Genomic DNA, 20,018 nt, shown 5'->3' on the forward strand with positions numbered 1-20,018 from the left:
CCAATCGAGTTGGGGATGACAATAGGGCAGGTTGTTCATGCCCTCTAAAGCACCCAATCCGCTCACTTGACATTCCGCCCCGGCATGCATCCCGGGGCACTACCCCTATGCACACCGACGCACGCACCCTGGACGACGGCACCGTCGTCGAAGGCGACATCTGTATCATCGGCGCCGGCGCGGCCGGCATCAGCATGGCGCTGGAATGGAAGGACACACCGCATCGGGTCATCCTGATCGAAGGCGGAGGGTTTCAGGTGGAACCCCGGTACCAGGAGCTGTACGCCGGCGAGAGCGCCGGGCAGACGTATTACCCGCTCCAGGCCGTCCGCCTGAAAGCGTTCGGGGGAACTACCGGCCACTGGGCCGGCTGGTGCTCGCCGTTCGAGCCCATCGATTTTAAGCCCCGCGCCTGGGTGCCGGAGAGCGGCTGGCCTATCGACCGCGCGACCCTCGATCCCTTCTACGCCCGCGCCAACCGGTACGTCGAGATCGGTCCGCCCGAGTGGGATGCCGCCTACTGGGAGGCGCAGGACCCCGACCGCGTCAGCCTCGCGTTCGACCGAAGCCGGGTGTTCACCAAGATGTGGCAGTTCAGCCCGCCGACGCGGTTCGGCGTGCGGTACCGGGACGACATCGTCCAGGCGAACAACATCCACCTGTACACCGACGCGCACGTGACGTCCGTCCGCGCGAACGACGCGGCGTCGGCGGTGGAGGGGCTCACGGTGCAGACCTTCAACGGCAAGACGCTCACGTTCCGGGCGAAGCACTACGTGATGGCCGGCGGCGCCTGGCAGAACGCGCGTCTGCTGCTGGCCTCGAACGACCGCGTGCCGGCGGGGCTGGGCAACCAGAACGACCTTGTCGGGCGCTATTTCATGGAGCACCTGGAGGTGATGTGCGCCGGCATGCTGCTCGTCAATGCGCCGGCGTCCATGAAGATGTACGAGATGAAGTTCTTCCAGACCAAGGCGCGCGGCGAGCTGGCGCTCACCGAGGCGGTCCAGGAGGAGAACGAACTGCTCAACCTCACCGCCACGCTCCATCCCCGCACCCTCGAACCGAAGGACTACCCCTGGCTGATCTCGCGCTACCCGAGTGATGCGCGATTCACGGTCAACCGGCTGGAAGATCTGCAGGACGCGTACGAGGGCGGCAAGCTGGATTCGTCGGATTACCTGTCCGGCCTCCGCGAATTCCAGCTCCAGGCCCGGATGGAGCAGGCGCCCAACCGCGACTCCCGCGTGATGCTGGCGCCGGAGAAAGACGAACTCGGCATGCCGCGCCTCACGCTCGACTGGCGCCTGACGCCGCTCGAAAAACACTCGCTCCGCCGCACCTTCGAGGTCATCGGCGAGGAGGCCGGCAAGGCCGGCCTCGGCCGCGTGCAGCTGCTCGACTGGCTTACCACCGACGACCCGATGTGGACCCCCAACCTCGGCGGCGGCTGGCACCACATGGGCACCACACGCATGCACGACGACCCGAAGCGGGGCGTCGTCGACCGCGACTGCACGGTCCACGGCATGGCCAACCTGCACATCGCCAGCTCGTCGACGTTTACGACCGCCGGCGTTTCCAACCCCACGCTGACTATCATCGCGATGACGATCCGGCTGTCCGATCGGCTCAAGGGGATGATGGGGTGAGCGCCGCGGTGGCCGGTCTTGCTGCATCGGCTGCGCGGTGGATGCGGGATTGGTCTTACCGGCCTGGCTCCCGGGCGGGCGTGTCGTGCGCGGCGCGGCGCGCGGCACTGTAGGCGTCGAAGCCGGCTTGAAGGGCCGGCGGGGCCTGCCGGATATACGCATCGAGCGTCGCATCCCCCGGAAAGCGGCCGGCGTCGTCCAGCAGGGAGGCAAGCTGCGCAGCAACCGCTTCGTCGTATGGCGCCGCGGCATCGAACAGGGCGCGCAGCTCTCCGCCCGTCTCCGCCATGAGGTTCCGCGCGATGGCGTAGGCGCTCGACCAGCGCCCGTCCCCGTCGCTATCGATGCGCACCGCACCCGTCGCCCCGATGACCTGCGGCATCCAGACCGGGCCGGCGGGCAGATAGGGCCTTGCGATGGGCCAGTAGAGACGCCGGACGCCGGGTCCGCGCGCGATCGCGACGAGGTACACATCCTGCGCGAATCGAGGCAACGTCCAGGATCCCGCCCATTTCACGCCGGCGCGATCGCCGTCCGCGATCCGTGCCGTAGAAATCAGGCGCCCGTTGGCGTACAGGTCGACCGTCTCCGCGCGCGTCCATCCCGGACCCAGGACGCGAACCGATACCGAGACCTGGTCGGAGGCCGGCGCGAGGTCGCCGGGGCCGTACCGATCGTTGACCGTGATCTCTGTCAACAGGCCCAGACTGACGAGCACGCGGCCGCGCACGAAGCTGTCCATGGCTGCATCCACATCGATCCGGCCGGCATCCGCATCGTCGACCCGGACGTACGTGCGCCCCTGTCCGACAAAGTGCCGGCCGACATCGTGCGAGTCGCTGGACCCGATCGGGGTCACGCTGTAGCCGCGATTCAGCAGGCCGAACCAGTCGGTGAAGAGCTGCATCACGTCGGTCTGCTGCGCGCTCGAGTTGACCACTTCCATCGCATTGGCCTCGAAGGCCCAGCCATCGACGTTGGCGCCGACCAGGGCGAGGTGACGCCCCGGGTCGAACGGCCGGAAATCGTTGTGCACGTCGCGCCCATGATTAAGGACCGCCACGCGGATACCTGGCGTGGCGAAGACCCCGTCGTAAAGGGCTCTCCAGTCGCTTACACGGTACGGGGGGACGGCCGCGTAGTCCGGGGCCGGGAAGATGTTCACATGGCCCACGGGGGTGGTGACTTCATTGCCGGTAACCGGCGTGAAGTACGCATCGAGGCCCAGGCCGGCGGCGGCAACGCGATAGTCGACAAACTGGTTGTGATCCGTCGCGACGGGCAATTCGATGCCTTCGCCGGCGAGGGTTACCAGGCGCTCTTCGAGCGTCGCATCGCCGTGGCGCGAGAACGACCACGTGTGCACGTGTGTGTCGCTGCTCACGTACCCCGGCGTGGGCACCTCTCTTCGGATCGACAGCGTATGGGCCGCGCGTTTGCCGCGCGACAGGTCTATCGTCACCGAGTCAACCCCGTATTCAAAGCCTCGCCCCGCATAAACCGTGTAGCGGCCGGCAGGCACGCCGAAGGTCGCCTCGCCATTGCCGGTATACACAATGCCGGGCCGAACGGCGAGGAGCGGGCTGGCTGCGGCGTCGACCGTCTGAAGGGCGCCGTCCGCATTCAGGATGGTGATACGTGCCGGGAGCGGCGCGCCGGTGTCGGCGTCCGTCACGCGCAACGCTACATGGGCCTCGGATAACGCGGCGTGCACATCCCGGTCGAGCAGCATGAATTCGCCGATGCGGATGTCGTCCGCCACGTCGTCGATCTGGACGACGCTGAGGGTATTGGCGCCGGCGCGCAACAGACCCGCCGGCACCGGCAGATAGGCCACGAGATCATTTTCATCGACCCGAAGGGCGCTCAGCACGGTGTCGTTGAGCACGATCTGCCAGGATTGCTTTACATCCTGCTGGCGGAAACGGAGCGTGGCGTCCACGGGAGGGGTCTTCGCCTCGAAGGAGAGGGACCAGCTCGCGCCATCCGTCTCGACAGGGAACGACGTCCATTCCGGGATGGGGCCCAGGCGAAGATGAACCATCCGGTCCAGCAGGATACGAGGCTGCGCGCGAGCCGGAAGCGCTGCGCCGGCGAGGAGCACCGTGAGGATGAAAGCGGGCAGGACCGCACTACGCCGGATCATAAGGCTTTTCCGTGTTTTTGCGTCAACATACGATGCCATCCCGTGGCGTTCAAAAAAGGCGCTCCCACCGGCGCCTTTGCGTAAGAATTGGTGAACTGCTCTGCGGGAGGGTAGGTGAGGTTGTAACCAATCCGCATACGGAGGGTATGTGATGAACCTCGAGTATTCACCTCTTCCGATTGTCACCTCATCGATGTTGAGAGCGGCAGGACCGCTATCATGCGTTCGGCGTCGTCTACGTTCAAACCCAAACTTCTGACGGTACTTCGCGAGGGGTACGGTCTTTCAGATTTCGGTCGCGACAGTCTCGCCGGCCTGGTGGTCGGCATCGTCGCGCTGCCCCTCGCCATCGCTTTCGCCATCGCATCCGGCGTGCGCCCCGAGCAGGGGCTGTTCACCGCGATCATCGCCGGCTTCCTGATCTCGGCGCTCGGCGGCAGCCGGGTTCAGATCGGCGGACCGACCGGCGCGTTCGTGATCATCATCGCCGGCGTGGTCGATAAGTTCGGCTACGAGGGCCTCGCCGTCGCGACGATGATGGCCGGCGTCATGCTGGTCGTGATGGGCTTCGCGCGGCTCGGCGCCGTCATCCGGTACATCCCGTATCCCGTCACCGTCGGCTTCACGTCCGGCATCGCGATCATCATCGCACTGGGGCAGGTGCGGGATGCCCTCGGGCTGCAGATGGATCGGGTGCCGGCGGACTCGCTCGACAAGATCCGGGCCTATGCCGAGCACATCGACAGCGTCAGCCTCATCGCCATCGTGCTGGCTGTCGGCACCATCGCCATCATCCAGTTGTGGCCGCTCGTCACGAAACGCATCCCCGGCCCGCTCATCGCCCTCATCGTCACCACCCTCGCGGTGCAGCTGTTCGACCTGCCCGTCGAGACGATCGGAGGCCGCTTCGGCGCGGTGCCCAATGCGCTGCCAAAGCCGGCGATACCGGACTTCGACTGGTCGACGATCAGCGAGCTGACCTCGCCGGCCATCGCCATCGCGCTGCTGGCCGGCATCGAGTCGCTCCTCAGCGCCATGGTGGCGGACGGCATGACGGGCGGCCGGCACCGATCGAACACCGAACTCATCGCCCAGGGCATCGCCAACATCGTCTCGCCGCTTTTCGGCGGGATTCCGGCTACCGGCGCCATCGCGCGCACGGCGACGAACATCCGCAACGGCGGGCGGTCGCCGATCTCGGGGATCGTGCATGCCTTCACCCTGCTGGTCATCCTGCTCGCGGCCGGGCCGCTGGCGGTGATGATCCCGATGGCCACACTCGCCGGCATCCTGCTCGTGGTCGCCTACAACATGAGCGAATGGCACGCCTTCGTGCGCCTCCTGAGCGGGCCGCGCAGCGATGTGCTGGTGCTGCTGTCGACGTTCCTGCTGACGGTCTTCGTGGATCTCACGGTGGCGATCCAGGTCGGCGTGGTGCTGGCGGCGCTGCTGCTGATACGCCGGCTGGCCGAGGTAACGGAGATCAACACCGCCCGTGAGTTGCTGGAATACGACGAGGACGGCGAGACGCCGGCCGGCCCCATCGCCGTTCCGGAGGGCGTCGAGGTGTTCGAGATCAACGGGTCGTTGTGTTTCGGCGCCGCGAGCAAGTTCACCGAGACGGCGTCATCGCTGCAGTCCCCTCCGCGCGCCGTGATCCTGCGGATGCGGCACGTCATGGCGATCGACGCCACCGGGCTGCAGGCGGTGGAGGCGGTGTGGTCCCGTTTCAGCCGGGAGGGCACCCTGCTGCTGATCAGCGGCATCCGTTCGCAACCGCTGGAGGCAATGCGGCGAAGCGGGCTGATCAAGCGGATCGGCGACGAAAATGTCTATTCCCAGTTCGCGGACGCGCTCGCGCGGGTCCGGGCGGATCTGGAAGGCGGTGACGGGGCTGGGGGCGCCGCGCCCGGCGTCGGCGCGTTCGGCAACGCGGCCGAGCGCTCCTGAGCGGAGGGTGGATCGGGGCCGGTCATTCGCGTTGGCTGCATTTGGTATCATCTGTCGCAAAGGGAAGAAACCCTGAATGCCTTCCGGATCAACCCCGTCTAACCGATGGATAACGATGCTTTTGCCGCGCTCGATGCCTGTTTCGAAGCCCGTGGCCTCAGCGCCCGGCCGACGCCCCTCAATACGGGGCGCACCTGGCAAGGCGTGATCGACGGACGCAACGTCGTCATCGTCTGCTCCCGACGCTCCCGCACGAAATACCACGGGGCCGACCTCCGAAGCCGCGTCTATGCGGGCCACGAATGCTCGATGGAGGTATCGACGCCCCTCCAGACCCGCCTCACGGCAACGCCGCGATCCATCCACGCGGTCGCCGGCCTGCTCGACCGCTGGCTCGGCCCCAGGATGGGCCTTTTCCCTCTGGATCCCCCTTCGCCCGAACTGGCCCACCTCAACCTCGCCGCCTTCGAGGCGTCGTGGGCGCAGCCGTACCTGCTCGAAGGACGCGTCCAGCGTGTGTTGACCGAGGTGCTGGCGCCGGCGGACGCGCAACAGGCCACCTTCGCGCTCCAGCCGGGTTTCGCGCTGGCGCGGTGCCGGCTCCCGCTCGAAGCGATCACGCCCGCGTTCGCCGAACGCCGGCTCGACGCGCTGCTCGAGGCCGTCGCCCTCGCCGAGGCCATGCCGGCGCCCGAACGGATCGCGACGCCGTCGCGCATCGAAAGCGTCCTGCGGGTGCATCCCTTCCTGATGATCGCGGCCCTCTTCGCGGCGCTGGTCGCCTCTTCGCTGGTGCTGGTGGCCGTACTCCTCGCTATCGCATACGCCGGACTGCAAGGCTATGTCGTTCTCGCCGGCGTCGGCTACTGGCTCTGGCGCCGCAACAAGAAGCAGCGCGCGGCGAAGGCCGACGCCGTCTCGGCCTGACGCGATATCCCGATCTTCCCCGGACGTATGCATCCGGCGCTGTCTGGAAAACGCTGGACCGCGCCGGGTCCCGAATGGAATGGCCGGAGACAAACACACCCCATAACCGACCACTTACCGAATCGCATGGCTACGCAAGACATGGATCCCCAGGAGTCCGCCAAAGTCCTTCGCATCACCGGGCATGCGCTCGTCCTCCTCGGCGCGGCGCTCCTTCTTTTCGGCGTGTACTTCGTGCGCACCGCCAACGAAAGCGCGTCGTGGCCCCGGGCGGAGGGCCGGGTCGACAACCTGCTGGTACGGTGGAGCATCTCGCAATCGGAGCGGGGGCGCGTCAATCCCCATAAGGACTACTATTACGTCGTGAAGTACAGCTACGAGGTCGAGGGCACGTCGTACACCGGTACCCGCTATTCCCTCGGCAACGGCGACCACGCCGAGGGGAAGGATTTCGACACCGAGGAGGAGGCGCGCGCCGCCGGCCAGCAGCGCTTTCCGGTGCGCAGCGCGGTGCCTGTAGCCTACGATCCGGAAGATCCCACCATGGCGGTGTTGCGTGCGGGAGCGAGCGGCGCCACCTACGTGCCGCTCATCCTCGGCGTCCTGTTCCTCGCCGTGGGCCTGGCGCTCCGCCGGGCCTCGGGCTCGTTGCGCCAACGCCAGCCGGCTTCGTGAGCCGTCGCGCTCCCGCCGCCGGCGCAAATCTCATCAAAGAGGGCGATCAAACCCGTCCGGTGACAGGCACCATGTCCGGCCCGATGCGTTAAGACAGGGTTCTTCACGAATCGCTCCGGTCGAATGGACGAACATCCACCGCGTCGCGCGCTTGCCATGACGACGCTCGTCGTGCACGATTACGACGAGGCGATCGCCTATTTCGTAGACGTCATGCGGTTTCGTCTCGTCGAGGATACCCCGCTCGGAGCCGGAAAGCGGTGGGTGGTGGTGCGTCCGGACGCCGGCGGCGCGCTGCTGCTCGCCCGCGCGTCGAGCCCGGAGCAGACCGCGCAGGTCGGGAATCAGACCGGTGGCCGCGTCGCGTATTTTCTGGAAACCAGCGACTTCTGGGACGACTATCGACACATGGAGGCCTGCGGCGTTCGCTTCGCGGAGGCGCCGCGCCGCGAGCCTTACGGGACGGTTGTGGTGTTCTTCGATCTCTATGGAAACAAGTGGGATTTGATCGGGCGACACGCGCGCTGAAGCGGGCGTCACGTCTTCTCCGAAAAGCATGGCCCAACCGGATCGTGACATAACGGCGCTTCTGGCCGACATCCAGTCCGGCGATGAGGCGGCCATCGAAACGCTGTTTCCCTTACTGTACAGCGAACTGCACGAACTGGCCCGGCGCCAGCTTCGCGACGAGCGGGCCGATCACACCCTCAACCCCACGTCGCTCGTCCACGAGGCCTATCTCAAACTCATCGACCAGACGCGCACCAGCTGGGAAAATCGGTCCCATTTTCTGGGTATCGCCGCGATGGTGATGCGGCGCATCCTGATCGACTATGCCCGCCAGCGCCGGGCGGAGCGGCGAGGCGGTGCGTTCGAGAAGGTGACGCTCGTGGATGATAACCTCGCGCGCGCGGCCTCCCTCGGGGAATTGCTGGCGCTGGACGAAGCCCTGACGCGACTGGAGCAGGTCTCCGGGCGGGCCAGCCAGGTGGTGGTGATGCGCTTTTTCGCCGGCCTGCAACAGGAGGAAATCGCCGCCGCGCTGCGGGTCTCGGTGCCCACCGTGCAGCGCGACTGGCAGACGGCTCGCGCGTGGCTGAGCCGCGAACTCGCCGACTCGTGAGGGAGGCCCCATGACCGCAGATCGCTGGGACACCATACAGGCGCTGTATCTGGATGCGCTGGATCGCCCCGCGGCGGATCGCGCCAGCTTTCTCCGGGCGGCGTGTGGCCCGGATGACGCGTTGTACCGCGAGGTGTCGTCGCTGCTGGACGTTGACCTGAATCCGTTATTGGATGGCCGAGCGACCGATGTGGTGGACTGGATGCCGGCGGGGGCCGGGCCGGGGGATGTGATCGACCGCTACCGGCTGATCGAGCGGGTCGGGGAAGGGGGGATGGGGATCGTGTTTCGCGCCGAACGGGCCGACGGGATGTACCAGCAGGAGGTGGCCGTAAAACTCGTCAAGCCCGGCATGGATACCGAGGCGGTCCTGGCGCGTTTTCGCGCCGAGCGCCAGATCCTCGCCGGCCTGCGCCATCCCGGCGTGGCACGCCTGCTGGATGGCGGCGTGTATCAGGGCCGGCCGTACCTCGTCGTCGAATACATCGACGGCGAACCCATTGCCGACTATTGCGACCGGCGCCGGCTGCCGATCGAGGCGCGGCTCGCCCTGTTCGAGCAGGTCTGCGACGCCGTGGCCTACGCCCATCGCAACCTGGTTGTCCATCGCGATCTCAAACCGTCCAATATTCTGGTAGTCGAGGACGCGCTCGGCGCCCGGCAGGTCAAGCTGCTCGACTTCGGGATCGCCCGCTTGATCCGGGGCGATGGCGGCTCGCCGGTGGAGACGCGGACCCATGCCGGCCTGCGCCTCCTCACGCCGGCGTATGCGGCGCCCGAGCAGCTCACCGGCGCTCCGGTGACCACGGCGACCGATGTCTACGGCCTCGGCGTGGTGCTCTACGAACTGCTGACCGGCTCGCGGCCCGTCGAGCCGGAGGGGCTCGATCTGCTGGCGCTGGAACGCGCCGTGCTGGAACAGGCGCCGGCGGCCCCGAGCGCCGCGGCATCCGGCGAGAAGGCGGCGGCGCGCGGCCACACGCCGGATCGCCTGAAGCGGCGGCTGGCCGGCGACCTCGATACCATCGTCCTCAAGGCGTTGCGCAAGGAGCCCGAGCGCCGCTACGTGTCCGCCCAGGGCTTGCTGGACGATATCGTGCGCCATCGCCAGAACCTGCCCGTGCTGGCCCGGCCGGACAGCCTCGGGTACAAGCTGCACACGTTCGTGCGCCGGCATCGGGCCGGCGTCGGGGCCACGCTCGTCGGCTTCGTCGTGGTGACGGTGCTGCTGGCGGTCGCCTTCAACCGCGTGACGGCGGAACGCGACCGTGCTCGCCAGGAAGCCGCAAAAGCAGAAGCCGTCGCCACCTTCATGCAGGACATCTTTTCCGTGGCCGACCCGCTAGAAACCAGCGGCCAGACCATCACGGCGCGCGAGTTGCTCGACCGGGGCGCCGAGCGCATCGCGACGGAGCTGGCCGACCAGCCGGCGGTGAAAGCCCAACTCGCACATGTCATCGGGACCGTCTACAAAAGCCTGGGTTTGTTCGAGGATGCGGAGCGGCAGCTCGACAGCGCACTCGCGCTCCGCAGACGGCTCAACGGCCCCGAGGACCCGGAGGCCGCGCAGACCCTCGATGAACTCGGCCTGTTGTACGAGCGCCTCGGTGCCTACCACCGTGCGGCCGAAGCGCATCGGGAGGCCGTCGCGATCCTGCGCCGGCACGCGGACGATCATCCGCTCGCGCTCGCCAATGCGTTGCATAGCCTCGCCTTTTTGCAGCTCCGTTTGGGGCAGCTGGCGGCGGGTGAGCAGCTGATCCAGGAATCGCTCGCCATCAAACGCCGGCTCTTCGAGGCTCCACATGCCGAGATCGCGTACAGCCTCAACATCCTTGGCGATATCTACAACCAGCAAGGCCGGCACGAAGAGGCTGAAGCCGTGCACCTCGAAGTGCTCGCCATGCGGCGCGAGCTCTTCGGCAACGAGCACCTCGACGTGGCGACCACGCTGCACAACCTGGCCGCCACCCTGCGCGATGCCCGCCGCTTCGAGGAGTCGGAAGGGTATTACCGCGAGGCGCTGCGCATCCGCCGCAAGATCAATCCGAACGATCATCTCGAAATCGCCAACACGATCAGTCAGCTCGGCTATGTGGTGGGCATGCAGGGACGGTTCGACGAAGCGCAGCGCCTGCACGAGGAAGCCCTGGAGGTCGAGAACCGGCGTTTCCCGGGCGACCATCCCCAGAAGGCAAGCTTTCTGATCCGCAGGGGGCATGTGGTGATGGAGGCCGGCGATCCGGCCGGCGCGGCGGCCTTGTACCGGGCCGGACTCACCATGCATGCCAACGCCGCCGGGGATCGCCATCCCAACCGGATGCGCTGGCAACTCTACCTCGCCGCGGCCCTCGGCGCTACCGGCGCGTATCCGGAAGCCGATAGCCTGGTGGCCGACAGCCGCGCGCGCTGCGCGAGCCCCGATGCGGGCGCCCCCGGCTGCGAAACGCTGATCCAGGCCGCCTCGGAGCGGCTCGATGCGCTCCGCCGGCCCGGAAAATAGGCCCCGACGGCATCTCCCTGAAAAAAAGTGAAGGGTGTCTGATCTGATTGCGGGCCAAAGTGCGCGTTTCGGATAAAGACCCACTATCCGAAAACGCACGATCCCGATCTTGATATGCCGATGCACACATCCTTATCCTCATGCTACAGGTTCTTCCTGCCGCTAGGCCTGGTCCTGGCGATGATGCTCTTCCCCTCCGAGAGCCTGGCCCAGGTCTCGACGGCTTCGTCGAACATGGCCTGTCCCGCCGGCGTCGAGCCGGCACGCGACCTCGATGGCGACTGCGTCGATGACGACCTCGAACGCCTCGGGTACGACCGCGACCTGAATGCCTGTACGCCCGGCCCCGGCGTAAACGGGTGTTTCGTGACCGACCCGACAGCGTGGTCGAGCGACGGCGATCCGTACAGCGACTTCCAGGAGGCGACGGGCGTCAACATGGATAATACCATCGAGCCCCCGTTCAACAACCCCCTCGTTGCCGCGATGCCGAAGATCGAGGTGCGGATGCTGCGGTATCGGTTTACGCCGAAAGGCACGATCACCGATTCGCAGGGGCGGGAAGTCACCACGTCCAGCACGCTCGAATTCAGCCTGGAGACCACCGTCAGCACCTCGGTCACGGTCGGCACCGAGGCCAGCGCGAGCCTCACCGACTTCGGGGTGTCGCAAAGCGTCGAGACCGAGACGAGCTTTTCGGTGACGGCCGGCTTCTCGTCCAGCCAGACGCGCGGCGAGTCGCTCAACTGGGAAACGGCGACCACGGTGGAATCGGACAACGCGGCGTCGCTGGCGTTCGATATCGTGGCGCGCAACGCCGGCAGCGCCACCGCGCTCGACGTGCTGCCGACGTTCAATCTCTTTCTCGGCAACGATCCTCTGGGGACGATCCGTCCGGAACAGCCGTTTCCCTCCAACCTGCGGCCGGGAGAGACGTCGGATTTCATCACCATCGATCGCCGGCAGGCCGGCAATTCGACGGAGGAGATCACGCTTTCGCTTGAGGAGCTGCGCGACATCCAGCGCGGCACGCCGCTTCGCATCGAGGTCGTCGGGCTGGACGCCGGCATCTCGCGCTGGCGCCCGGAAGACAGCAACTGGGCCTGCCCCGAGCCGTGCCGGTGGGAAGAATTTCAGGACCAGATCGACGCCCGCACGCTGCGGCTCCTGGTCGATTTTGGGTATGGCGGCGACCCCAACGAAATCCCGCCCCGCGAATTTGCCGGCAACCCGTTCGAATACCGGATCTATACCGGTTCGCCGAGCACGCGGCCCCGCTTCACGCTGCGGAATGTGCTCCAGTTTATCGGATACGACGTGCAGCCAGCTGGCGACGGCCTCCTTATCGAAGGACGCGAATATCCCCGCGGCTGGTACATGACATCCGGACCCGAAAAAGGGGGATCCAATCGGGATAGCACGTTTCTGGATTACTGGGATGCCGTCGGACATCCCAACGAAATCATCGACATGGAGATGCCACGCGGCGTGGCGCTGCTGATGGCGAGCCCGGATCCGGAGACGGCCGGCCCGGTCATCGCCGGCGATCTGATCTATCCGTCGATGCGCCAGCTTCGGCTTTCGGCCACCCCGAAAGGCGGCATCCCCGTAGAAGGCGGCGAGGCGCACCTCTTTGCGGCCGATGGTTCCGAGACGGTCGTGCCGCTGCGCCGGGCGGGCTCCAGCAGCTTCTTCGTGACGCCCGATTCGCTGCTCAAGGCGATCGCGCCGGGCCCGTCGTACGTGGTCATGCGCGATGTGCTGGGGTACGAGCGGACCCTAGGGCCGGGCCTTACGCCGTCGATCCCGATTGCATCCGACTGCGGGCAGACGTCGCCGCGGTACTGGCTGAGCCCCAAATGGACCGCCACGAACGGCGTCACGACGCTGTTTGTCGGGAACGACCTCAGCAAGCCGGCGACCGGCTTCTGCTTCAACACGACCGGGCGGGCCGATTACTGGTATCCGCAGACGAACGACATGGGTTTATCCGATGTGCTCGGCGTCGCCGTGCTCGACGTCGAACGACGCGTGGCGGTCGGGGAGGGCGCGCTGCTCTACTCCGATAACGGCGGCCAGTCCTGGCAGCGCGCTGCGCTCGATCCGGCCGATGCGACGACGTTCCACGCGGTCGCCTTTCGGGAGGGCACGGATACCGGCATCGCCGTCGGAGACGGTTCGGTGTTCATGCGGACGACCGACGGCGGGCGTACCTGGAGCCGTGCCACGGTCACCGGTCCCGACGACACCTTCCTCGATGTGGATTACGCGGGCGACGGCATCTGGTACGCGGTCGCCGGCACGCGCATCCGGCGCTCGACGGACGATGGGCTGACCTGGTCCGCCGCCTCGCTCCTCGTGTTCGACAACGACGGCAATCCGGTCGAACGCCCCGACGTCGGCAACCTCAATGCGGTATCCTTCATCTCGGCGACGACGGGCCTGGTGGGCGACGGGATGATGGCGGACGGGTTCGGCCGCGTTTACCGGACGGACGACGGCGGGGAGACCTGGAAAGAGGCGATGGTCTTTACCAACCTGAGTGACATCACCTATGACGGCGATGACGCGTGGTATGTGGTGGGCCGCAACGTCATTTACCGGCTCGGGCTGTCGTCCGGCGATCGGAATCGGGTCGTCTACTCCGCTGCGGGGAGCGCCCTGTTCCTCGCCGCCGATTTTGTATCCCCGCTGGTCGGCTTCGCACAGACGGAGGCCGGCCCGGTCTACCGGACGGACGACGGGGGTGAAACGTGGGCTTCGCCCTTCGGCGGGTATCCCACCCCGAGTCATCCCGGGGCGAACTTCATGCGCGACATCGCGATGTACGACGCGAACTACGGGGCCTCCGTGGGCACCGACGGCGTAATCGGCGCCACCGATTCGGGCGGCGGCGTGCCGACGCGTACCGTCGTCACGGCGGTGGAAGAGGAGGACGATGGGCGGGAGCTGCCGGCGGAGATCGCGCTCGACCAGAACTATCCCAATCCGTTTAATCCCGTGACCACGATCGCCTATCAGATCGGTCAGGCCGGCCCGGTGAGACTGGAGATCTTCGATATGCTGGGGCGCAGCGCCGGCGTGCTGGTGGACGAAGCGCAAGCGGCCGGCTCGTACCGCGTCACGTTCGACGCCTCGGGCCTCGCGAGCGGCGTCTACCTCTACCGCATCCAGGCAGGGGCCGTGTCGAGCGTAAAACGGATGGTGCTCCTGCGCTGATCGGTTGCCGTCAGTTGACGGTCACCCGGACCGGCTCGGCCCAATCCTGCCAGAGCCGGTCCAGGAGGCCGGCGTCGGGCGGTCCGTCGCTCACGACGAAGCGATACGCCGCATCGAACGGCGCATCGGGCGTGATCGCCCACTCGCCGGCCTGCGACGGCGCCCAGTTGAAAAACGGCTCCGTGGGGTGGATGCGCATGGGCTCGGGCGCCCTGAAATTGTCCGGATGCGCCAGCATGCCGATCCCGGCGAGCTGACCGTCGACGTAGCCGCCCATATGGCACCAGCGGGCATGCGTCGCATGGCCGTTGCTGCGGTCGAGCCCCTCGGAGGTCAGAAAAAACGCGTTCTCTTCCCCGTCCCACTGCCGGTGACCCCGTACACCGAGGCCGCCATAGCGGTATTCGGGGAGCGTGAGGATCGAGTCGGTCGCTGTGGTCTGGTGCATGCGGACTTCGAGCAGCCGGTAGGGATGTTCGCCGTCGTCCACATGGAACACGCGCACGTCCCAGGTCTCGTCCAGCGCCGGCCGGCGCGTTCCGGAGGTCAGGTCGATGTACTGATTCCGCGCCCGCGCGCCGCCAAACACCGGGCCGTCCCACGTTTCATCCAGGGCGACGGGCTCGACGGTGCCCTTGCGGTCGCCCATGTTCCAGAAATCCGGGGTGCGCCCCTCAAACACGGTGTTCGTCCACGCCGCCCAGATGCCGTGGTGATGGAGATGATTCGGCGGATAATCGTCCACCACCAGCACACCCGACGGGGTAAAAAGCGGGTAGATGTAGCCGCCCCGGATGAAGACCGGATCGAAGCCGGGATCCGGCAAGGGCGTGGGCCGGCTCTGGTAGGTTAAAATGGGTCCCTGTGCGTCCGAAAACGCAATGGCGCCCTCCGTTTCCTGTTTGGCGATGCCGGCGGCCGGAGAAGCGGACGCGCGGAGGGTCAGGGTGCGGGTTTGATGCGCGTCGAGCCGGTCCAGGACGAACCAGAGTCGGTCGTCGTGGCGCTGCACGGGGGTCGTTGTGCCTCCGTCATCCACGAGTACGAGCGCCGAGCCGGCATCGAGGCCGGCCGGCGGATCGAACGAGACGATCGACTGGACCCGGTCGACGTTGCCGGCGTCGAGGGTGATGCGCCAGGAATCGGACGCGGCGGACTGGCAGGCGGCGATGGTTGCGGCGAGGAAGACGGAGGTTACGAATAGACGCATGTCAGAGACTCGAAGCGAACGAGGAGGCGAGTTGTTTTACGGTGGATTCCGCGTCGGCGGGGTTGGAGAGCACCGCGATGCGGTAGCGAAACGTGACCGATTCACCCGGTTTCAGGGTATAGTTCAGCTCGTCCTTTCCGCCGCTCATGGCCTTTTGACCGAGCGGGTTGGCCGCGAAGAGGCCGTAGCCGCGGGCATGCCAGTACGTCGGGTAGCCGGGATTGCTAGGGTGATCGATCAGGGCCACCGCGACCCGTTCGTCGTCAAGCTGCCCGCTCAGAATCATCCACGTCGCGCGCGTCCCCCAGACGTCCACGCCGCGAATGCCCTCGCTGCTGAGGTATTCGCCCGAAACGCCCGTTTCGTCCAGGGTGGGCTCGTCCATCGGGCGGCCGCGCTCGTCCGTCACCCGTACCGGCTTGCCTTCGGGATGCTCGAGCGCCCGCGTGACGCGGATCGCGATCATGCCTTCCTTGTTGTCGGTGAAAACGACGTCCTGGCTCTGGGCGGTGAGGGTGGTCAGCCGGTCGATGTACCGCGCCGAGGCGTCGCCGCTGAAGGCGAATCGGGTGCGCTCCCGGAGCAACGGCTCGGCTGACGCCGGCGTGACCCAGTCGGTCTCCACCTCCAGCACCCCTTCGTCATCCCCGCTCTGCGCGCTCAGGATGCTGCGCTGCCGGATCGTCCCCATGTGCGGCGCACGGTCGGGCGCGATGGCGTCCGAGTTGTTCCAGAAATCGAACCCGTTCACATCGCCGTAATTCAGCCAGTGCCCGATGTGGTGCGGATGATCCACCCGTTCGCCGGCGCGCTGCTCGAAGGGATAGCCGCGCGTGACGTCGTGGCCGGCCGCCGTGCGGATCGGGTAGAGCACCGGCTTCTTCAGCGTGACGATCGAGTCGTTATACACGTACGAGGTGAACAGCGCGCCATCGATGCGGATATCCACCCGCTGTTCGGCGGCATGGACAGACACCTCGACACGGGCATCCGAGGAGGCGCTCGAGTCGGCCGGCGCGCAGCCGGCGAGCGCCAGGGCCAGCGCGGCGAGGAGCAGGGGGAGCGCGATCAGCGCCAGACGGGTCAGCATGAAATTGGGGGTTTGGGTAAACCAGAAAGCCTCGGAGCATCTGGCGATCCTCCGAGGCTTTCGACATCACATCGACGGGACGACCTTCATCGCAAGCGGATCCCAGTCGACCGTGCGTTTCTCGATATAGCTCGTGTTGGTGAGCAGCGCCGGCGCGGCGGCGCGGTAGCCGTACGCCGGGTCTTCGAGCACCTTCCCGCCTTCGCGAAGGGCGGTGAAGAAGTTGTTGAAGTGGTCGTACCGACTGTCGTAGCTCCCGGGTGCGCGGTAGACCTCTTCGGTCGTCGACCGCAGCTCGGGGCGCTCCGGCTCCGGATACTTCTCGCGGTACTCGGTGCGCGCCTGCTCCTGGATGGCGTCGGTGAACGTGCCGATGGACAGCCCGGGTTCGGGGTTCGGCGCCAGCCGGCTCAGGATCGTGCTCGACCCGGTGATGGTGATGACCCCTTCGTTGCCGATGAACCGGAACGAGGTGCCGTCGCCGCCGCCGCCGTCGGCGAAGTTGACCGACAGCGCCACCGTAAAGGCCGGATGCGAGTCCGTCTCGGGATAGTCGTACAGCCCGAGCATGACATCCGGGGCATCGCGTCCGTCGAGCCAGTAGCGCAACCCGCCGGTCGACATGATGCGCGTCGGACCGTTCGAGTTGAGCACGAGATGGATGCCCGTGAACAGGTGCACGAACAGGTCGCCGGGGATGCCGGTGCCGTAGTCGTAGTAATTGCGCCAGCGGAAGAAGCGGATGGGATCGAAGGGGCGTTTGGGCGCATGCCCGATGAAGCCGTCCCAGTCGACCGTCTCCGGCGAGGCATCGGGCGGGACGGTGTATTGCCACGCGCCCATGGCGGAGTTCCGGTTGATCCGGGCTTCCACCATGTTCAGCTTGCCGATCGAGCCGGCGCGGTACAGGTCGCGCGCCTTCTCGTAGATGAGCGAACTGGCATGCTGGCTGCCGACCGTCATCAGCTTGCCGGTCTTTTTGGCCGCCTGGAGGACGGCCGGACCCTCGTCGATGTGCTGCACCATCGGCTTTTCGCAATAGACAGCTTTGCCGGCCTCGAGCGCGTCGATCGTGATGCGCTGGTGCCAGTGGTCCGGCGTCGCGATGATGACCGCGTCGACGTCGCTCCGGCGCAGAATCTCGCGGTAGTCGCGCGTCGTGAAGACGTCCTTGCCGAACGCCTCCTTCGCATGGGCCAGCCGGCCGTCGTAGGCGTCGGCCGCGGCGACGAACTCGACGCCGTCGACCATCAGTGCGGTCCGCGTGTCGCCATACCCCATGCCGCCCATCCCGATGGTGGCGACGCGGATCATGTCGTTCGGTCCGTAGCGTACCCGCGACGGCTCGCGGAAGAGGTCGTAGGTGCGTGCGCCGGCCGGCAGGGCGGCGAGGGCGGCCGGCGACGTCGCCGCCAGGCGAAGGAAGTCGCGGCGCGAGGTGTACTTGGACATGGTGCTCTCCGTTTATCGTGCGAAACTCAGGCGCTCAGCGCGTCGATCACGCCGCGCATGTACGAGAAGGACTGCTTCATACCCGGCATCGGGTCGTCGGCGAAGATCTCGTACTCGAGGTTGACATAGCCCTGGTAATTCATCGCCATCAGCTGCTTGAAGATGCCTACGATGGGCATCTTGCCCTCGCCGACAGCGACCTGGCTGTCGCGTTCCGAGAGGTCGCCGAGGTCCTTGACGTGCATGTCCAGGACGCGCGGGCCGGCCTCCTTGATGGCCTCGACCACATCCACGCCCGTCCGCGCCGTATGGCCCACATCGACGCAGCATCCCACCCGCGGGTCCATGTTTTTCACCACGGCGATCACGTCCGCCGGCCCCGGGAAATAGCTGTCCTCCGGTCCGTGGTTGTGGATGGCGGCCTTGATGTTGTATTCCTTGACGAACCGCTCGATGCGCGGCACGATCTCGGGCTTCGGCGCGCACACGATGAGCGGGAATCCGGCGTGCTTCGCGTATTCGAAGACGGACCGGACGTAGTCGTCGGTGTCTTCGTGGATGGTGATGTTGCCGCCCCCGACGATGTGCAGGCCGGCGTTCTCGAATTCCTTGCGCCCGGCCTTCACGTCGTCGGCCGACAGCTCCTGTTCGAGGTGAAACGACTTGATGTTGATGTTCGTGATCCCCAGCTCCTGCATCATGGCGATGGCCTGGGCGCGGGGGAATTTGCGGAGCGAGTAGCTCGCCACGCCCAGCTTGATCGCCGTGGCGGCGCCGGATGCGCTTCCGAGACGGCGGGCGCCGTAGAAAGGCAGGGCGTAGGCGCCCAGGGCGCCGGTTGCGGCGTTTCTGAAAAAGTCTCTGCGTGAACTCATGGGGTGAAAACCGTTAAGGGCGTTGGACCTTCCGTCCGTCAACCGAAGCGGAAGGCGAGGCGAGGAGGCCTGCCGGCCGGCTGCTCGATTACAGCCGGCGTACCTTGATATTCCGATACCACACGTCGTCGTTATGGTCCTGCAGCACGATGTGGCCGGCGTGTTTGTCGCCGAAGCCCTCGATCGGGGCGTATTTGCTGAGTGCGAGCAGCGAATCCATCCGCGACGAGCCGAGATCGTATTCGAGCGTTTTCTGACCGTTCAGCCAGTGCTCGGCATGGTTGCCGTCAAAAACGATCTTGCCCTGATTCCACTCGCCGACCGGGTTCAGCTTCTTGTTCGCGGGCGGGATGAGATCGTAGAGGCCGGCGGCGGTCCGGTTGCCGTCCCGACCCATCTTAGCGTCGGGATGCAGGTCGTCATCCAGCACCTGGTACTCGAAACCGAGCGGGTTGCCTTCGGACATGGACTCGATCACGTTGTACTTGATGCCGCTGTTGGCCCCCGGAGCCACCTTCCACTCGAACGAAAGCTCGAAATTCTCGTACGGCTCGATGGTCATGATATCTCCGCCGGCCATCGGTTGGCCGTCGGCCATGAGGGGCACCTTGCCGCTGGCGATCTTGTGGATCACGCCGTCCTCGATCGTCCAGTGCTCGGTGGGCACGTGATCTTTCCGGTAGCCTCGCCACCCGTCGAACGTCTTGCCGTCGAAGAGCAGGACCCAGCCGGCCTGCTTCTCGGCGGCCGTTAGCGTATTCAGCGCGGCCATCTCGTGGCCGGCCGCCGCCGCCGGAGCGCTGTGGTCGCCGGGCGTGTCCGACTCGCAGCCGGCGGTGAAAAACAGGGCGAGGACGGCCAGCGCCGCCAGGGAAACAGGGCGGGATGCGTTTGATACAACGCGCTTCATGCGACTCTCAGGTAAGCGAAAAGGGACAGGGTGCTGTGGGAGGTGGCGTAGCTCGACCCCGTATGTAACGTCGATCCAGCGACCGGCATAAAAAATACACGCTTACCCAGGAGGAGTCAAATACGCCGACGATATCCACAGGGCCATCGCATGCTCGCCGTGGCCGTGAGCAGCGTAGGGGAGTCTGGGTGCATGGGAGCATTTTTTACCGCAAAACCTCCCATAACCCCATACGCCCAGACCGGGAGATGCTCACGATTGAAGAGAATGCGATTGCCCGGACGAT

At 66.4% G+C, this 20,018-nt stretch carries 14 protein-coding genes; 8 read left to right on the forward strand and 6 right to left on the reverse strand.

Features of this window, described 5'->3' with window-relative positions:
* Positions 1–107: 107 nt before the first annotated feature.
* The gene (locus R2834_08240) at positions 108–1,652 is read left to right on the forward strand and encodes a GMC family oxidoreductase (GenBank protein ID MEZ4700303.1); all 1,545 of its coding nucleotides are present in this window, start codon (positions 108–110) and stop codon (positions 1,650–1,652) included.
* Positions 1,653–1,707: 55 nt separating this feature from the next.
* On the opposite strand, the gene R2834_08245 is transcribed toward R2834_08240, so the two are convergent.
* Positions 1,708–3,798, reverse strand: a complete 2,091-nt coding sequence (locus tag R2834_08245; protein ID MEZ4700304.1) for a CehA/McbA family metallohydrolase — start codon at positions 3,796–3,798, stop codon at positions 1,708–1,710.
* Between the two features lie 219 nt (positions 3,799–4,017).
* Here R2834_08245 and R2834_08250 point away from each other — a divergent pair, with 219 nt between their 5' ends.
* From R2834_08250 to R2834_08280, 7 genes are all read left to right on the forward strand, one after another.
* Positions 4,018–5,748: a SulP family inorganic anion transporter gene (locus R2834_08250; GenBank protein ID MEZ4700305.1), complete on the forward strand. Its 1,731-nt coding sequence runs from the start codon at positions 4,018–4,020 to the stop codon at positions 5,746–5,748.
* A gap of 105 nt (positions 5,749–5,853) precedes the next feature.
* Complete coding sequence (locus R2834_08255; GenBank protein MEZ4700306.1) at positions 5,854–6,675, forward strand: hypothetical protein; 822 nt, start codon at positions 5,854–5,856, stop codon at positions 6,673–6,675.
* 126 nt (positions 6,676–6,801) lie between these two features.
* Positions 6,802–7,350: a DUF3592 domain-containing protein gene (locus R2834_08260; protein MEZ4700307.1), complete on the forward strand. Its 549-nt coding sequence runs from the start codon at positions 6,802–6,804 to the stop codon at positions 7,348–7,350.
* A gap of 123 nt (positions 7,351–7,473) precedes the next feature.
* Complete coding sequence (locus tag R2834_08265; protein MEZ4700308.1) at positions 7,474–7,878, forward strand: VOC family protein; 405 nt, start codon at positions 7,474–7,476, stop codon at positions 7,876–7,878.
* A gap of 28 nt (positions 7,879–7,906) precedes the next feature.
* Complete coding sequence (locus R2834_08270; GenBank protein MEZ4700309.1) at positions 7,907–8,473, forward strand: sigma-70 family RNA polymerase sigma factor; 567 nt, start codon at positions 7,907–7,909, stop codon at positions 8,471–8,473.
* Positions 8,474–8,483: 10 nt separating this feature from the next.
* Positions 8,484–10,976, forward strand: a complete 2,493-nt coding sequence (locus tag R2834_08275; GenBank protein ID MEZ4700310.1) for a serine/threonine-protein kinase — start codon at positions 8,484–8,486, stop codon at positions 10,974–10,976.
* A 180-nt stretch (positions 10,977–11,156) separates the two neighbouring features.
* The gene (locus R2834_08280; protein ID MEZ4700311.1) at positions 11,157–14,195 is read left to right on the forward strand and encodes a binary toxin-like calcium binding domain-containing protein; all 3,039 of its coding nucleotides are present in this window, start codon (positions 11,157–11,159) and stop codon (positions 14,193–14,195) included.
* Positions 14,196–14,205: 10 nt separating this feature from the next.
* On the opposite strand, the gene R2834_08285 is transcribed toward R2834_08280, so the two are convergent.
* The 5 genes from R2834_08285 to R2834_08305 all read right to left on the reverse strand — a co-directional run bounded on the left by R2834_08285 (position 14,206) and on the right by R2834_08305 (position 19,732).
* Positions 14,206–15,405, reverse strand: a complete 1,200-nt coding sequence (locus R2834_08285; protein ID MEZ4700312.1) for a PmoA family protein — start codon at positions 15,403–15,405, stop codon at positions 14,206–14,208.
* Position 15,406: 1 nt separating this feature from the next.
* The gene (locus tag R2834_08290) at positions 15,407–16,495 is read right to left on the reverse strand and encodes a PmoA family protein (protein MEZ4700313.1); all 1,089 of its coding nucleotides are present in this window, start codon (positions 16,493–16,495) and stop codon (positions 15,407–15,409) included.
* A gap of 66 nt (positions 16,496–16,561) precedes the next feature.
* Positions 16,562–17,947, reverse strand: a complete 1,386-nt coding sequence (locus R2834_08295) for a Gfo/Idh/MocA family oxidoreductase (protein MEZ4700314.1) — start codon at positions 17,945–17,947, stop codon at positions 16,562–16,564.
* 26 nt (positions 17,948–17,973) lie between these two features.
* Positions 17,974–18,822, reverse strand: coding sequence for a sugar phosphate isomerase/epimerase (locus R2834_08300; protein ID MEZ4700315.1), 849 nt, complete (start codon positions 18,820–18,822; stop codon positions 17,974–17,976).
* 88 nt (positions 18,823–18,910) lie between these two features.
* Positions 18,911–19,732: a DUF1080 domain-containing protein gene (locus R2834_08305; GenBank protein MEZ4700316.1), complete on the reverse strand. Its 822-nt coding sequence runs from the start codon at positions 19,730–19,732 to the stop codon at positions 18,911–18,913.
* Positions 19,733–20,018: the final 286 nt, after the last annotated feature.

Source organism: Rhodothermales bacterium (assembly GCA_041391505.1).
Lineage (GTDB): Bacteria > Bacteroidota > Rhodothermia > Rhodothermales > JAHQVL01 > JAWKNW01.

Bases quoted from the DNA above. Each gene is read 5' to 3' on its own strand.
- R2834_08250 (MEZ4700305.1), top strand. From the start codon at position 4,018: ATGCGTTCGGCGTCGTCTACGTTCAAACCCAAACTTCTGACGGTACTT.
- R2834_08275 (MEZ4700310.1), top strand. From the start codon at position 8,484: ATGACCGCAGATCGCTGGGACACCATACAGGCGCTGTATCTGGATGCG.
- R2834_08295 (MEZ4700314.1), bottom strand. From the start codon at position 17,947: ATGTCCAAGTACACCTCGCGCCGCGACTTCCTTCGCCTGGCGGCGACG.
- R2834_08300 (MEZ4700315.1), bottom strand. From the start codon at position 18,822: ATGAGTTCACGCAGAGACTTTTTCAGAAACGCCGCAACCGGCGCCCTG.
- R2834_08305 (MEZ4700316.1), bottom strand. From the start codon at position 19,732: ATGAAGCGCGTTGTATCAAACGCATCCCGCCCTGTTTCCCTGGCGGCG.
- R2834_08265 (MEZ4700308.1), top strand. From the start codon at position 7,474: ATGGACGAACATCCACCGCGTCGCGCGCTTGCCATGACGACGCTCGTC.
- R2834_08285 (MEZ4700312.1), bottom strand. From the start codon at position 15,405: ATGCGTCTATTCGTAACCTCCGTCTTCCTCGCCGCAACCATCGCCGCC.
- R2834_08280 (MEZ4700311.1), top strand. From the start codon at position 11,157: ATGATGCTCTTCCCCTCCGAGAGCCTGGCCCAGGTCTCGACGGCTTCG.
- R2834_08270 (MEZ4700309.1), top strand. From the start codon at position 7,907: ATGGCCCAACCGGATCGTGACATAACGGCGCTTCTGGCCGACATCCAG.
- R2834_08240 (MEZ4700303.1), top strand. From the start codon at position 108: ATGCACACCGACGCACGCACCCTGGACGACGGCACCGTCGTCGAAGGC.
- R2834_08260 (MEZ4700307.1), top strand. From the start codon at position 6,802: ATGGCTACGCAAGACATGGATCCCCAGGAGTCCGCCAAAGTCCTTCGC.
- R2834_08255 (MEZ4700306.1), top strand. From the start codon at position 5,854: ATGGATAACGATGCTTTTGCCGCGCTCGATGCCTGTTTCGAAGCCCGT.
- R2834_08245 (MEZ4700304.1), bottom strand. From the start codon at position 3,798: ATGATCCGGCGTAGTGCGGTCCTGCCCGCTTTCATCCTCACGGTGCTC.
- R2834_08290 (MEZ4700313.1), bottom strand. From the start codon at position 16,495: ATGCTGACCCGTCTGGCGCTGATCGCGCTCCCCCTGCTCCTCGCCGCG.